The organism is Klebsiella sp. DY2415 (assembly GCF_026314315.1).
GTDB lineage: Bacteria > Pseudomonadota > Gammaproteobacteria > Enterobacterales > Enterobacteriaceae > Klebsiella > Klebsiella ornithinolytica.
In genome coordinates this window covers 1597741-1613686 of the sequence record NZ_CP111115.1, presented here as the reverse complement: position 1 = coordinate 1613686, position 15946 = coordinate 1597741, and the positions used below count along the sequence as shown (strand labels likewise).

Here is a 15946-nt window from a genome sequence, read left to right as displayed (position 1 = left end):
AAACTTCTAAGGTGTTTCAAAATGCGCACAAGATGTTTCAAATTGTAAACACAGGGGAACTTTTCTTCATCGCTAAAAAGCACTAAAATAAGCACCAATAATCAAGAAAATAAATTTTTTCAATGAAGTTCATGCAGTTACACGTTGTTTCATGTATAGCACTGAATGACAAAACAAAATCCACCCCGGCGACTAGAATAACTCTCGCTATCATCATTAACTTTATTTATTACCGTCATTCAGTTCTGAATGTCTGTTTACCCCTATTTCAACCGGATGCCTCGCATTCGGTTTTTTTTTACCCTTCTTTACATAACTTTAATTACCCGGCGATATCCACGGAAAAAAATAACGGTTATTAATCAATCACCTCGCAAGTGAGTAAAGTCTTATCCAGATAATTTCTTGTTATTTAGTGCTATTTATTGCCAGAAACGGGTAAATAATTGTACAAGGTTCGCCCTGGTGTACATCTTATTGCGCGCGATTTTTTAAGATAATTCTTACGATTAAAAAAAATTGCAGAACCGCAATCTGTAGTATGGATTTGATAAATTAGCCTTTATACTGCTTAGCGTATTCACTCTGCTAGCAGCTACCTGGGGCGATGCCCTGCTTACAAACCTTGATGAGTCGCTCCGTCACACGATGACCCAGAAAAAATTCTCCCTGATGCCAGGCAGCATCACCCGCTTCTTCATTTTAATGGTCATCGTCCTGCTGGCGACCATGGGTGTTATGATCCAAAGCGCGGTCAATACCTGGCTGAAAGATAAAAGTTATCAGGTCATTGATGTCAGCCACGCGCTGCATAAACGCATCGATACCTGGCGCTACGCAACCTGGCAGATTTACGACAATATCGCCGCCACCCCTTCCAGCACCGTCAGCGATGGCCTGCAAGAAACGCGGTTGAAGCAGGATGTTTACTACCTGGAAAAACCGCGGCGGAAAACCGAAGCGCTGATCTTTGGATCCCACGACAGCTCCACCCTGGAGATGACGCAGAAAATGTCCAGCTACCTCGACATCTTGTGGGGAGCGGAAACCATCCCCTGGTCGATGTACTATCTGAATGGTCTGGATAACAGTCTGATCCTTGTGTCGACGCTGCCGCTGAAAGATCTGTCATCCAGCTTTAAAGAGTCAACGATTACCAGCGTGGTTGAATCCCGTCGCGCAGAAATGCTGCTGCAGGCAAACACCCTGGACGAGAGGGAAACCTTTTCCTCTCTGCGCCGCCTCTCCTGGCAGAATGGCCACTATTTTACCCTGCGCACCACCTTTAACCAGCCGGGCCACCTGGCAACCGTTGTCGCCTTTGACCTGCCGATTAACGACCTGATTCCGCCCGGCATGCCGCTGGATAATTTCCGTATTGAACCCGACCCGGCGCAAAGCGCGGTCAGCAACCCGGAAAAAGAGGCCACCGATAGCGTTAATATCGACTTTAACGGGGCGCGAATTGAGATCATCACCAGCATTAGCACCACCGGTATGCGCCTGATCTGGGTGGTTCCCTTCGGGTCGCTGCTGCTGGAGTCACTGCAGAACGTTCTCCTGCCGCTGCTGCTGATTATCGGCCTGCTGGCGTTAACGCTGTTCGGTTTTACGACGTTTCGCCATTACAATGGCCGCGGCCGTCAGACCGGTACCGCCGTCTCTCCCGCCGCCAATAGCGAATTGCGCACCCTGCGCGCCATTAACGAAGAGATCGTCTCGCTGCTGCCGCTGGGGCTGCTGGTTCACGATCAGGAAGCCAACCGTACAATTATCAGTAACCCGATTGCCGATCATCTCCTGCCGCACCTCAATCTGCAAAACATCACCAACATGGCCGATCAGCATCAGGGGGTTATCCAGGCGACAATCAATAACGAGCTGTATGAAATACGTCAGTATCGCAGCCAGGTCGCGCCGCGGACGCAGATCTTCATTATTCGCGATCAGGACCGGGAGGTTCTGGTCAATAAAAAACTGAAACAGGCCCAGCGCCTGTACGAGAAAAACCAGCAGGGGCGCATTGCATTTATGCAGCATATCGGCAGCGCCTTAAAACAGCCGGCGCAGAGCCTGGCCGAAGAAGCGGCTGCCATTGGGATTGCCCAAAGCCTTCAGCTTGCGCAGCATGCTGACCAGCTGGTACAGCTGGTCGATGAAATTCAGCTGGCGAATCTTCTGGAGAGCGACAGCTGGAAAAGTAATCCTGGGCTGTTCTCCATTCAGGAGCTGATCGATGAAGTGGTGCCTGAGGTGCTGCCGATCATTAAACGCAAAGGTCTGCAGCTGCTGATCAACAATGCGCTGCCGGCCAATGAACAACGCTATGGCGATCGCGATGCGCTGCGCCGCACGCTGCTGTTACTCATTCAATACTCGGTGACCACGACGCAAATTGGCAAAATCACGCTTGAAGTGAGTAAAGATGAGTCCGCTGACGACCGGCTGACCTTCCGTATTCTGGATACCGGCAACGGCGTTTCCGGCAATGAAATCGACAATATGCACTTCCCGTTCCTGAACGAGACCCAGTCCGACCTGTATGGTAAAGCCAACGCCCTCACCTTCTGGCTCTGCGATCGCCTGACGCGCAGGCTTGGCGGTCAGATGAACATCAAGGCGCGCGAGTCGCTGGGAACCCGCTATTCTCTCCATCTCAAAATGCCGGCCAGCGAAGAAGAGAGCGATTCCGGCGAACATCTGCTGGATGATGTCGTGGTGATGCTCGATATTACCGCCAATGAGGTCCGCCGGATTGTGGTGCGCCAGCTCGAAAGCTGGGGAGCAACCTGCATCACGCCGGATGAAAGGCTGGCAAGTCAAGAATACGATCTCTTTTTAACGGATAATCCGTCTAATCTTACTGCTTCGGGCTTGCTTTTAAGCGATGATGAGGTCGGGATACGCAAAATTGGCCCAGGCCAGCTGCGTGTCAATTTTAATATCAGCACGGCTATGCAGGAAGCGATTCTGCAACTGATTGAACAGCAGCTGGCGCAGGAAGAGGGGCAATCTCCCTCTGCGGGAAGCGAAAGTAACGCCGAACTCCATGCCAGCGGCTATTACGCACTGTTTGCCGACACAGTTCCGGATGATGTTAAGAGGCTGTATACTGAACTGGCAACGAGCGATTTAGCTGCGCTGGCGCAGACAGCGCACCGCCTCAAAGGGGCGTTTGCTATGCTTAATCTGATACCCGGCAAACAGTTATGTGAAACGCTTGAGCATCTGATTCGCGAGAAAGATGCGCAAGGCATAGAAAAATATATCAGCGACATTGACGTTTACGTCAAGAGCTTGCTGTAGCAAGGTAGCCTAATACATGAACACTATGAACGTAATTATTGCCGATGACCACCCGATCGTACTGTTCGGTATTCGTAAATCCCTTGAGCAAATCGAATGGGTCAACGTAGTCGGCGAATTTGAAGATTCAACGGCACTTATCAATAATCTTCCTAAATTAGACGCACACGTTTTGATTACCGACCTGTCGATGCCTGGCGATAAATACGGCGACGGGATCACGTTGATCAAATACATCAAACGCCATTTTCCGGATCTGTCTATCATCGTTCTGACGATGAACAACAACCCGGCGATCCTTAGCGCAGTGCTGGATCTGGATATCGAAGGGATCGTGCTGAAACAAGGCGCCCCGACCGATCTGCCTAAAGCGCTGGCGGCGCTGCAGAAAGGCAAAAAATTCACCCCGGAAAGCGTTTCGCGCCTGCTGGAAAAAATCAGCGCCAGCGGTTACGGCGACAAGCGCCTGTCGCCGAAAGAGAGCGAAGTGCTACGCCTGTTCGCCGAAGGGTTTCTCGTGACCGAGATTGCCAAAAAGCTGAACCGCAGCATTAAAACCATCAGTAGCCAGAAGAAATCGGCGATGATGAAGCTGGGCGTGGAAAACGATATCGCGCTGCTGAACTACCTGTCTTCCGTTTCTCTGAGCGCCACCGACAAAGAGTAACGCTGCCTGCCCGGATAACGGCTCTGCGCCTTATCCGGGCAAGTCCACCACCGCTTCCCTGCCCTACTCCCTTTCCTGACGTTCTTTGCGCACCCGCGCGGCGTAGATCGCCAGCGTCTGCTTGATAATATCGAGCGTCACCGGTTTCGACAGACAGTTATCCATACCCGACTCCAGGCAGCGCTGTTTCTCCTCAGCCAGCGCGTTGGCGGTCACCCCGATGACCGGCAGGGTCATTCCCAGCTCGCGGATACGCTGCGTCAGGCGATAGCCATCCATATTCGGCATGTTGACATCGCTCAGCACGATATCGATATGCTGTTTGCTCAGCACGCCCAGCGCATCGACCCCATCGTTTGCCGTCACGCACTGATAGCCCAGCGAGCCAAGCTGGTCGGCCAGCAGCCGGCGGTTAATCGGATGATCGTCCACCACCAGGATCATCATATCGTCATTGCTGGCGACCTGCGTTTCCGGAGCGGCGAGCGCCGGGCCGTGTTCGGTGGTCGTCACCGCAATCCGCAAGATACGTCCCAGCAGCGGCAGCAGTTCGTGCGGTGTCGTCACGCTGTGTATCCACACGCCAGGCGTACGTTCCAGCGGAATACCGATATGACGACGACAGAAAATCACCGCCGCACTCCCCTGCCAGCGCGCGTCCGGCTCATCATCAGTCAGCAAAATATCATCTGCGCCGGGCCGTTGGCCGTCATAGATTTGGCAGTGAAGACCGTGACAGGTGAGCAGCGACTCGACAAACAGCGCCAGGGAGGCGTTGCGGATCGCCAGCCAGCAACACGTACCCGCCAGGCCATCAATCACCAGCGGCGAGCGGTTTTGCACGCCGTACAGCGGAATACGAATGGTAAAGCGACTGCCCATTCCCGGTTCGGTTTCGACGGCAATATCGCCGTCCATCATGCTGATGAGCTTTTCACATATCGCCAGCCCCAGACCGGTCCCCTGGAAGTTGCGCTGCACGCCGGTCCCCACCTGGAAGAACGGGTCAAACAGGCGCACCACCTCTTTTGCCGGGATCCCTTCGCCAGTATCGCGCACGCTAATTTGCAGGTAATCCCCGGCGCACTGCACGTGCAGGACGATGCAGCCGGTGTCGGTAAACTTAATGGCGTTGCTCAACAGGTTAGAGATGACCTGCTGCAAACGCATCGGGTCGCCGGACATCAGCTGCGGAACGTCAGGCTCGATAAAGCAGTAAAGCCCCAGCTGTTTACGCACCACCAGCGGTAAATAGTTGGCCGAGATATGGTTCATCACCTCACGCGGCGAAAACTCACCGGGTTCGATTTTCAGCTGCTCGGATTCGATTTTCGAGAAGTCGAGGATATCGCTGATGATTTTCAGCAGCAGGCTCGAGGAGTTATTCATCGCCGTGACCAGCCTGTCGACGCCCTTCGGCAGCTCTTTAGTTTGCAACAGGTCAAGGTTACCGATTATTCCGTACAGCGGCGTTCGCAGCTCGTGGCTGACGGTGGCGAGGAACATCGATTTCGACTGGCTGGCCTGCTCCGCAGCCTGCGCCATCTCCTGCAACGACTCCTCCATCTTGACGCGGGCGCTGACGTCCACCAGCACGCAAATCGCGACGTTTTCATTGCGATAGCGCGAATGGACGAAGCTAATCTGCAGGTTGGTGTTGTTGCTGGTCAACACATCCACAAAGTTGACCTGCTGGCCGCAAATAATCTGCGTTAACCGCTGCCGATCCTCATGGGTCAGCATATTGAGGTAGTTGTGCGCCAGTTCGTTGCTCAGAATATTGGTGCCATCGAGGGTGCGCAGAATACAAATCCCCACCGGCGCCGATGCGACGATTTTACGGTTGAACTGCTCATGCTCTTCCAGCCGCTGGGCATCATTCTCCGCCGGGATAAAGATCCGCCGCTCATACATCCGCGCCAGGGCAAACAGAATCACCCCGGTGAGGATATTCAGGACAATCGCGTTGATAATCAGCATCCGGATACGTTCGAGCACCTGATCGACCGACACGGAATAGACGATGCTTAACGACGACGGCGGCAGACTCTTCTTCAGCGCCAGCTCGCGGAAACCCGAGGTGTAGCCAAACCAGATCCGCTCCTGCATCCAGCGGGCTTCGCTCTTGATTTTGTTATCCTGCCCGGCAAGAGAAATAAGCGGCTGTCCGTTGTCGTCGAGAATCGTGACGCTCATTGGCAGACTGCCCGGCGTAAAGAAGCTCTCCATACGAATGGTCTGCTCAATACCCAGCAACGCCTGCAGGCGGTTTGCCATATAAACCGGCGTCAGGGCGTAAAAATAGCCCACGCCCGGACGCACGCCCTGGCTTATCCAGAACAGGTTGTTGCCGCGCTCGTTTTGCGGCGCATCGCGGTACTGCTCAATACGCTGGTGCAGCACTTTCAGCGCCTGATCGCGCTCCAGCGGCATCTCCCGCAGGCCAAAGTTGGCCATACACAAATTATCGCTGCCAATGAGAAAGATGCGGTTGAGGTCATAGGCCGCGGAAAAGTTATCGCGCCAGTAGCGCATAAACCACGCCAGCGACTGCAGGGAGTTGCGCCAGGTCGCGCCCATTGTCCCGCAATCAGAATCAGGGTACAGCGGTTCAAAATCAGGAACGGCGATATTGCCGCCCGGAGCGGGAGTCGCCCCGCCCTCGTCGCCGCTGGTCGGACGGTTGCCGGCCACGTATTTCAGCTCTTTAATCACATCCGCGGTTCGCTGAATATAGCGCTGCGCCTGATCGGCATTGAGGTTAAATTCCTGGCGGATCTCCGACTCTCTGTCATGCAGGGCGTTGACGATATAGAACACGGAAACGAAAGCGATCAGCATCCAGAGCAGTACCGCCAGCGCTCTGAACAGGTAGCGTGAAACCTTTAGCGTGGTATGAAAAGAGGCAAGATATTTCAATGGGGCGATACTCGGCCGTCAGGGACTCAACAGAATGGGGTTAAGGTAGCGGTAAACACGTTTCGTCGCAACGTTATACTCTCTGGATTTCGCCTCGGATAAAGGCGCAGCGTACAAATAAAAAGGGCCGGAGTCTCTCCCGGCCCTTTTCGCATCACTAGCGCAGATTATTCTTCATCTTCGACAGCGTCATCATCGGCGTCAGCGTCAGTTTCCGGCGCGATCTCGTCGTCGCCTTCCGCTACGCTGCCGTCGATGGCATCCAGCTCTTCGTCATCAACCGGCTCGGCTACGCGCTGCAGGCCTACGACGTTTTCATCTTCCGCGGTACGGATCAGAATAACGCCCTGCGTGTTACGACCGACGATGCTGACTTCCGACACGCGCGTACGCACCAGGGTGCCGGCATCGGTGATCATCATGATCTGATCGCAATCATCGACCTGCACAGCGCCGACCACGGAACCGTTACGCTCGGTGACCTTAATGGAGATCACGCCCTGCGTTGCACGGGACTTAGTCGGATACTCTGCCGCCGCCGTACGTTTACCGTAACCATTCTGCGTGACGGTCAGGATAGCGCCTTCGCCGCGTGGAATGATCAGCGAAACCACTTTATCGTCACCCGCCAGCTTGATGCCGCGAACGCCGGTAGCGGTACGGCCCATGGCACGGACCGCGCTCTCTTTAAAGCGCACCACTTTACCGGCGGCTGAGAACAGCATCGCTTCATCATTACCGTTGGTCAGGTCAACGCCAATCAGCTCGTCGCCTTCGTTCAGGTTCACCGCGATGATCCCGGCAGAACGTGGACGGCTGAACTCGGTCAGCGCGGTTTTCTTCACGGTACCGCTGGCGGTCGCCATAAAGACGTTCACGCCTTCTTCGTATTCGCGTACCGGCAGAATAGCGGTAATGCGTTCGTTAGCTTCCAGCGGCAACAGGTTGACGATTGGACGCCCGCGCGCACCACGGCTGGCTTCCGGCAGCTGATAGACCTTCATCCAGTACAGGCGGCCACGGCTGGAGAAGCAGAGGATCGTGTCATGGGTATTGGCCACCAGCAGGCGGTCGATAAAGTCTTCTTCTTTAATACGTGCGGCCGATTTACCTTTGCCACCGCGACGCTGCGCCTCATAGTCGGTTAGCGGCTGATACTTCACATAGCCCTGGTGAGACAGGGTGACCACCACATCTTCCTGGTTGATCAGATCTTCGATGTTGATATCCGCGGTGTTGGCGGTGATTTCGGTACGACGCGCGTCGCCGAACTGTTCGCGCATGGCTTCCAGCTCTTCACGAATCACTTCCATCAGACGGTCGGCGCTGCCGAGGATATGCAGCAGTTCAGCGATCTGTTCCAGCAGCTCTTTGTATTCATCGAGCAGTTTTTCATGCTCAAGCCCGGTCAGTTTCTGCAGACGCAGATCCAGGATCGCCTGGGCCTGCTGTTCGGTCAGATAGTATTGACCGTCGCGCACGCCGAACTCTGGCTCCAGCCACTCCGGACGCGCGGCATCATCACCGGCACGTTCCAGCATCGCCGCCACGTTGCCCAGATCCCATGGACGCGCGATCAGGCCAGCTTTCGCTTCCGCAGGCGTTGGCGCACGGCGGATAAGCTCGATGATCGGGTCGATGTTGGCCAGCGCAATCGCCAGCGCTTCAAGGATATGCGCGCGATCGCGGGCTTTACGCAGTTCGAAAATGGTACGACGCGTCACCACTTCGCGGCGGTGGCGCACGAACGCTGAAAGAATATCTTTCAGGTTCATGATCTTCGGCTGACCATGGTGCAGCGCAACCATGTTAATACCGAAGGAGACCTGCAGCTGCGTCTGGGAGTAGAGGTTGTTAAGCACCACTTCGCCCACCGCATCGCGTTTCACTTCAATCACGATGCGCATCCCGTCTTTATCAGACTCGTCACGCAGCGCGCTGATGCCTTCAACGCGTTTGTCTTTCACCAGCTCGGCAATTTTCTCGATCAGGCGCGCTTTGTTCACCTGATACGGAATTTCGTGCACGATGATGGTTTCACGACCGGTCTTCGCATCGGTTTCCACCTCAGCGCGGGCGCGAATATAAATTTTGCCACGACCGGTGCGGTAAGCTTCCTCAATCCCACGACGACCATTAATAATGGCGGCGGTCGGGAAGTCCGGACCCGGGATGTGCTCCATCAGCCCTTCGACGGAGATATTTTCATCGTCGATATAGGCCAGGCAGCCGTTGATCACTTCCGTCAGGTTGTGCGGCGGAATGTTGGTTGCCATCCCGACGGCGATACCGGACGAACCGTTCACCAGCAGGTTAGGGATTTTCGTCGGCATGACGTCAGGAATACGTTCCGTACCGTCATAGTTATCAACGAAATCAACCGTCTCTTTTTCCAGGTCGGCCATCAGCTCGTGGGCGATTTTCGACATACGGATTTCCGTATAACGCATCGCTGCGGCGGAGTCGCCATCGACAGAACCGAAGTTACCCTGGCCATCGACCAGCATATAACGCAAGGAGAATGGCTGTGCCATACGTACAATGGTGTCATAAACGGCGGTATCACCATGAGGGTGGTATTTACCGATTACGTCACCAACGACACGGGCGGATTTTTTATAGGCTTTGTTCCAGTCATTGCCCAATACGTTCATGGCGTAAAGTACGCGACGGTGTACCGGTTTCAGGCCATCTCGGACATCCGGCAGCGCACGGCCAACAATGACCGACATCGCATAATCCAGATACGAGCTCTTAAGCTCTTCCTCAATGTTGACCGGTGTAATTTCTCTCGCAAGGTCGCTCATCTAACCGCTATCCCTCTACTGTATCCCGGATTCAAAGGTCGCAAATTATAACACAGCCACGGTGATACGGGTAAACCTATACCCAATGAATTTCGCGCCGCATCGTGGCGGTAAACGCAGGCGCTCCGATTCGCGTCATCGGGTCGCGGCAAAAGGCGATGGGGATAGACGGTTTATTCATGTCGGTCACCTGATATACTCGCCGGTCTGAACAGAAAAGGAGTCGAAGCGCCCATGAATGCCGAAAAACAGCCGGTGGCCCACAACGTTGATCATCATGAAATTGCTAAATTTGAAGCCGTCGCCTCGCGCTGGTGGGACTTAGAGGGCGAGTTCAAGCCCTTACATCGTATCAACCCGCTGCGTCTTGGCTATATTGCGGAGCGTTCTGGCGGCCTGTTTGGTAAAAAGGTACTCGATGTTGGCTGCGGCGGCGGCATCCTTGCCGAGAGCATGGCGCGTGAAGGCGCAACGGTAACCGGGCTCGACATGGGCTTTGAACCGCTGCAGGTAGCGAAGCTGCACGCGCTGGAAAGCGGCGTTCAGGTCGACTATGTCCAGGAGACGGTAGAAGAGCACGCGGCGAAGCACGCCGGTCAGTACGATGTGGTGACCTGCATGGAGATGCTGGAGCATGTTCCGGACCCGCGCTCGGTGGTTCACGCCTGTGCACGGCTGGTGAAGCCCGGCGGTCAGGTCTTCTTCTCGACCATTAACCGCAATGGTAAAGCGTGGCTGATGGCGGTAGTCGGCGCTGAATACGTGATGAAAATGGTGCCCAAAGGGACTCATGACGTGAAAAAATTCATTAAGCCGGCGGAGCTGATTGGCTGGGTTGATCAGACTACTCTGAAAGAGCAGCATATTATCGGCCTGCATTACAATCCGCTGACCAATACCTTCAAGCTGGCACCGGGGGTAGATGTTAACTATATGTTGCATACAACCGCGAAAAGCGCATAACGTCAGCAGTTTTTCATATGATGATTATTTGATGATTGCGCGGCATCAAGCCGCGTAATTTTTACATCCGTCGAAGAAATCAGCATTCGATCAAATTTTCATATTTATTTTCCAGTTTATTGACATCTCCGCCAGGCCTTACGCGGCGTGGACTTAGCGATCATTACGCTTCCGCAACCTCAAATTAACGCCAAAATCAACCCTTGTACTCAAAAGAATCCTTACTAAAATACTCACCATATAGCGTTTCTTTTATCTACAACCCCCTACATATAGTATTTATCCACAGAGTTAGTCACAACGGCGTTCTGTGGATAAGCGGGGGATATTTTCTCTCACGGACAGGTATAATCCACATGAATCAGAGTCTGCTGGTGACAAAGCGTGACGGTAGCACCGAGCGCATTAATCTCGATAAAATCCATCGTGTACTGGATTGGGCGGCAGAAGGACTGAATAACGTTTCGATTTCTCAGGTAGAACTGCGCTCTCACATTCAGTTTTACGACGGCATCAAAACTGCCGATATCCACGAAACCATCATTAAGGCAGCGGCGGACCTGATCTCCCGCGAAGCGCCGGATTACCAGTATCTCGCCGCGCGCCTGGCGATCTTCCATCTGCGTAAAAAAGCCTACGGCCAGTTTGAGCCGCCAGCGCTGTATGACCACGTCACGAAGATGGTGAAAAAAGGCAAATACGATACTCATCTGCTGGAAGACTACACGGAAGAAGAGTTCAAGCAGATGGATTCGTTCATTGTTCACGATCGCGATATGAGCTTCTCCTACGCTGCCGTTAAGCAGCTGGAAGGTAAATATCTGGTCCAGAACCGTGTTACCGGCGAAATTTACGAGAGCGCCCAGTTCCTCTACATTCTGGTTGCCGCCTGCCTGTTCTCCAACTACCCGCGCGAGACGCGTCTGGACTACATCAAACGTTTCTATGATGCCGTCTCCACGTTTAAAATCTCGCTGCCGACGCCGATTATGTCCGGCGTGCGTACCCCAACGCGTCAGTTCAGCTCCTGCGTGCTGATCGAGTGCGGCGATAGCCTCGACTCCATCAACGCCACCTCCAGCGCCATCGTGAAATATGTTTCCCAGCGCGCAGGTATCGGTATTAACGCCGGTCGCATTCGTGCGCTGGGCAGCCCGATCCGCGGCGGCGAAGCGTTCCACACCGGCTGTATCCCGTTCTATAAGCACTTCCAGACCGCGGTGAAGTCCTGCTCGCAGGGCGGCGTACGCGGCGGTGCCGCCACGCTGTTCTACCCGATGTGGCATCTGGAAGTCGAAAGTCTGCTGGTGCTGAAAAACAACCGGGGTACCGATGCCAACCGCGTTCGCCACATGGACTACGGCGTACAGATCAACAAACTGATGTACACCCGCCTGCTGAAAGGTGAAGACATTACCCTGTTCAGCCCGTCCGACGTCCCGGGCCTGTACGACGCCTTCTTCGCCGATCAGGACGAATTCGAACGTCTGTACACCCTGTACGAAAAAGACGACAGCATTCGTAAGCAGCGCATCAAAGCGGTTGAGCTGTTCTCCCTGATGATGCAGGAACGCGCCTCCACCGGCCGTATCTACATCCAGAACGTTGACCACTGCAACACCCACAGCCCGTTTGACCCGGTGGTGGCGCCGGTTCGCCAGTCCAACCTGTGCCTGGAAATCGCGCTGCCGACCAAACCGCTGGATGACGTCAACGACGAAAACGGTGAAATCGCGCTCTGTACTCTGTCTGCCTTTAACCTCGGCGCCATTGAAAGCCTTGACGAGCTGGAAGAGCTGGCGGTACTGGCGGTGCGTGCGCTGGACGCGCTGCTGGATTATCAGGACTACCCGATTCTGGCGGCTAAACGCGGCGCGATGGGCCGTCGTACGCTGGGTATTGGCGTGATCAACTTCGCCTACTACCTGGCGAAGCACGGTAAACGCTACTCTGACGGCAGCGCCAACAACCTGACGCATAAAACCTTTGAAGCTATTCAGTACTACCTGCTGAAAGCGTCAAACGAGCTGGCCATTGAACAGGGCGCGTGCCCGTGGTTCAACGAGACCACCTATGCTCAGGGCGTGCTGCCGATCGATACCTATAAAAAAGATCTCGATGCCATCGTCAACGAGCCGCTGCACTACGACTGGGAAGCGCTGCGCGAATCCATTAAAGAGCACGGCCTGCGTAACTCTACGCTCTCTGCGCTGATGCCGTCAGAGACCTCTTCGCAGATCTCCAACGCCACCAACGGTATTGAGCCGCCGCGCGGACATGTCAGCATTAAAGCCTCGAAAGACGGCATTCTGCGTCAGGTGGTACCGGACTACGAAAAACTGCAGGGCAGCTACGAGCTGCTGTGGGAAATGCCGAACAATGACGGCTACCTGCAGCTGGTTGGTATCATGCAGAAGTTTATCGACCAGTCGATTTCGGCCAACACCAACTATGACCCGACGCGTTTCCAGTCGGGTAAAGTACCGATGCAGCAGTTGCTGAAAGACTTGCTCAATGCCTATAAATTCGGCGTAAAAACTCTGTACTATCACAACACCCGTGATGGCGCGGAGGATGCCCAGGACGATCTGGCGCCGTCCATCCAGGACGACGGCTGCGAAAGCGGCGCATGTAAGATTTGATAATATTGCCCGGCGGCGCCTTGCTTGCCGGGCTTACGGTCTATTGTAGGCCGGGTTTGCGAAGCGCCACCCGGCGTATAATTCCAGGACAGGATCCCCACTCATGGCATATACCACTTTTTCACAGACGAAAAACAACCAGCTGCTTGAGCCGATGTTTTTTGGCCAACCGGTTAACGTCGCCCGTTACGATCAGCAAAAATATGACATCTTCGAAAAGCTGATCGAAAAACAGCTCTCCTTCTTCTGGCGTCCGGAAGAAGTTGACGTCTCCCGCGACCGTATCGACTACCAGGCGCTGCCGGAACACGAAAAACATATCTTCATCAGCAACCTGAAGTATCAGACGCTGCTGGACTCTATCCAGGGCCGTAGCCCGAACGTCGCCCTGCTGCCGCTGATTTCGATTCCGGAACTGGAAACCTGGGTGGAAACCTGGGCATTCTCAGAGACGATTCACTCGCGCTCCTACACCCATATCATCCGTAATATCGTGAACGATCCGGCAATGGTCTTCGACGATATCGTCACCAACGAGCAAATCCAGAAACGCGCGGAAGGTATCTCCCACTACTACGACACGCTGATCGAGCTGACCAGCTACTGGCATCTGCTGGGTGAAGGCACGCACACCGTCAACGGGAAAACCATCACCGTTAACCTGCGCGAGCTGAAAAAGAAACTCTACCTGTGCCTGATGAGCGTCAACGCGCTGGAAGCGATTCGCTTCTACGTCAGCTTCGCCTGTTCGTTCGCATTCGCCGAGCGCAAGCTGATGGAAGGCAACGCCAAAATCATCCGCCTGATCGCCCGTGACGAAGCGCTGCATCTGACCGGCACCCAGCACATGCTGAATCTGCTGCGCTCCGGCGTCGACGACCCGGAAATGGCGGAAATTGCCGAAGAGTGCAAGCAGGAGTGCTACGATCTGTTCGTGCTGGCGGCGCAGCAGGAGAAAGAGTGGGCGGACTACCTGTTCCGTGACGGTTCAATGATCGGCCTGAACAAAGATATTCTCTGCCAGTACGTGGAATACATCACCAATATCCGCATGCAGGCGGTGGGTCTCGACCTGCCCTTCCAGACCCGCTCCAACCCGATTCCGTGGATCAACACCTGGCTGGTGTCCGATAACGTGCAGGTTGCGCCGCAGGAAGTGGAAGTCAGCTCCTACCTGGTTGGCCAGATCGATGCCGAAGTCGATGCCGACGATCTGAGCAACTTCCAGCTCTGATGAAACGCATTTTTCTGAAAATCTCTGACACTCGTCTTGAGTGTCAGGATGAACACCCTTCCCTGTTGGCCGCCCTGGAATCACATAATATCGACGTGGAGTATCAGTGCCGCGCCGGCTATTGCGGATCCTGCCGCACGCGGCTGGTTTCCGGTCAGGTTGACTGGCTGACCGAACCGCTGGCGTTCATCCAGCCGGGAGAGATTTTGCCCTGCTGCTGCCGGGCGAAAGGCGATATTGAAATCGAGATGTAGTTTTGTCGGGTGGCGCTGCGCTTACCCGACAAAACCGCAGTTCACAGGCCGGGCAAGGCGCAGCGCCACCCGGCTTTTTAGTGCTTCGCTTTCAGAAACTGCACCGCTTTATCCGGGAAATCGGTAAACAAGCCGTCGACGTCAGCCTGGTGGTACAGCAGGTCAAACAGCTGATTCACATCGGTGACATAATCCGGTAGCTGGTCAGCGCGGACGGTATACGGGTGCACCACCAGACGCTGGCGATGCGCCTCTTTCACCATCTCGTTGAGCGCAACCTGACCCGGCCTGGCATTCGCCGCCACCAGCATATGGTAGTCCGGACCAATTCCGTCGGCATATTGCGCAATCTGCGTCATCGCGCCGGGCTTAAACATCCAGTCATAGCTGTAGTTAACCCATTTGCCATCCGCCTGGCGTTGCCGGGTTTCATTCCAGTCGGTGTAAGCGATCAGCTGCACCAGCTTCAGGTCCATCCCCATCTTCGGCTCCAGCTCATGCTTAATCCGCTTGAGCTCGTTAGCATCAAAGCACTGCAGATAGATCTTATCCTGCTTGCGGGTGTACCCGTATTTCTTCAGCACCTGCAGGACGCTGACGGCGATATCCTTGCCTTCCTGATGGTGGAACCACGGCGCCTTAATTTCCGGGTAGATTCCGATATTTTTCCCCGTTGAATGGTTCAGCCCCTGAACAAACTCAATCTCCTCTTCAAAAGTATGAATGCGGAAGTCTGATTTCCCCATCGGGAAGCGGCCAGGGAAGGTCTGTATATTCTTGCCGTCCTTCGGCTCAAACCCTTCGCTGAACCGCAGTGATTTTATCTCCGCGAGGGTAAAGTCGATGGCGTAGAAGCGCCCATCCTGCCGTGCGCGCTGCGGGAAACGCTCCGCGACGTCGGTCACCCGATCGAGATAGTGGTCATGGAGCACCACCAGCCGATCGTCTTTGGTCATGACCAGGTCCTGCTCAAGATAATCGGCGCCCTGAGCGTAGGCCATCGCTTTTGCCGGCAGCGTATGCTCCGGCAGATAGCCGCTGGCGCCGCGGTGGGCGATGACCAGCTTATCCGCCGCAGAGGCGGAGAAGCTCAGAGTAGAACCGGCCAGTAAAATCGCCGTCATTAACGTTGTGGCTACCGTTTTCATGCGCAT

The 15946-nt window shown here is 54.6% G+C and carries 9 protein-coding genes; 6 read left to right on the top strand and 3 right to left on the bottom strand.

Annotated features, from left to right (window positions below; genetic code table 11):
* The first annotated feature begins 648 nt into the window (after nucleotides 1-648).
* Complete coding sequence (rcsD, locus tag OQV00_RS07615; protein WP_015583820.1) at nucleotides 649-3306, top strand: phosphotransferase RcsD; 2658 nt, start codon at nucleotides 649-651, stop codon at nucleotides 3304-3306.
* 16 nt (nucleotides 3307-3322) lie between these two features.
* Nucleotides 3323-3973: a response regulator transcription factor RcsB gene (gene rcsB / locus OQV00_RS07610; protein WP_002913007.1), complete on the top strand. Its 651-nt coding sequence runs from the start codon at nucleotides 3323-3325 to the stop codon at nucleotides 3971-3973.
* A 63-nt stretch (nucleotides 3974-4036) separates the two neighbouring features.
* On the opposite strand, the gene rcsC is transcribed toward rcsB, so the two are convergent.
* Both rcsC and gyrA read right to left on the bottom strand, forming a co-directional pair.
* On the bottom strand, nucleotides 4037-6892 hold the full coding sequence (gene rcsC / locus OQV00_RS07605; RefSeq protein ID WP_097357955.1) for a two-component system sensor histidine kinase RcsC: 2856 nt from the start codon (nucleotides 6890-6892) through the stop codon (nucleotides 4037-4039).
* 167 nt (nucleotides 6893-7059) lie between these two features.
* Complete coding sequence (gene gyrA / locus OQV00_RS07600; protein WP_004864890.1) at nucleotides 7060-9699, bottom strand: DNA topoisomerase (ATP-hydrolyzing) subunit A; 2640 nt, start codon at nucleotides 9697-9699, stop codon at nucleotides 7060-7062.
* A gap of 234 nt (nucleotides 9700-9933) precedes the next feature.
* Between gyrA and ubiG the strand changes: the two genes are divergently transcribed.
* The 4 genes from ubiG (at nucleotide 9934) to yfaE (ending at nucleotide 14792) form a co-directional block, all read left to right on the top strand.
* Nucleotides 9934-10662, top strand: a complete 729-nt coding sequence (gene ubiG, locus OQV00_RS07595; protein WP_004864892.1) for a bifunctional 2-polyprenyl-6-hydroxyphenol methylase/3-demethylubiquinol 3-O-methyltransferase UbiG — start codon at nucleotides 9934-9936, stop codon at nucleotides 10660-10662.
* A 356-nt stretch (nucleotides 10663-11018) separates the two neighbouring features.
* Nucleotides 11019-13304 carry a class 1a ribonucleoside-diphosphate reductase subunit alpha gene (gene nrdA, locus OQV00_RS07590; RefSeq protein ID WP_004864894.1) on the top strand — a complete coding sequence of 762 codons (2286 nt, stop codon included), beginning with the start codon at nucleotides 11019-11021 and terminating at the stop codon, nucleotides 13302-13304.
* Nucleotides 13305-13407: 103 nt separating this feature from the next.
* Complete coding sequence (nrdB, locus tag OQV00_RS07585) at nucleotides 13408-14538, top strand: class Ia ribonucleoside-diphosphate reductase subunit beta (RefSeq protein WP_015583818.1); 1131 nt, start codon at nucleotides 13408-13410, stop codon at nucleotides 14536-14538.
* Nucleotides 14538-14792: a class I ribonucleotide reductase maintenance protein YfaE gene (gene yfaE, locus OQV00_RS07580; RefSeq protein ID WP_004201692.1), complete on the top strand. Its 255-nt coding sequence runs from the start codon at nucleotides 14538-14540 to the stop codon at nucleotides 14790-14792. Before nrdB ends, yfaE begins: the two co-directional genes overlap by 1 nt.
* Before the next feature lie 77 nt (nucleotides 14793-14869).
* On the opposite strand, the gene glpQ is transcribed toward yfaE, so the two are convergent.
* Nucleotides 14870-15940, bottom strand: coding sequence for a glycerophosphodiester phosphodiesterase (glpQ, locus tag OQV00_RS07575; protein ID WP_004864899.1), 1071 nt, complete (start codon nucleotides 15938-15940; stop codon nucleotides 14870-14872).
* Between the last annotated feature and the right edge of the window lie 6 nt (nucleotides 15941-15946).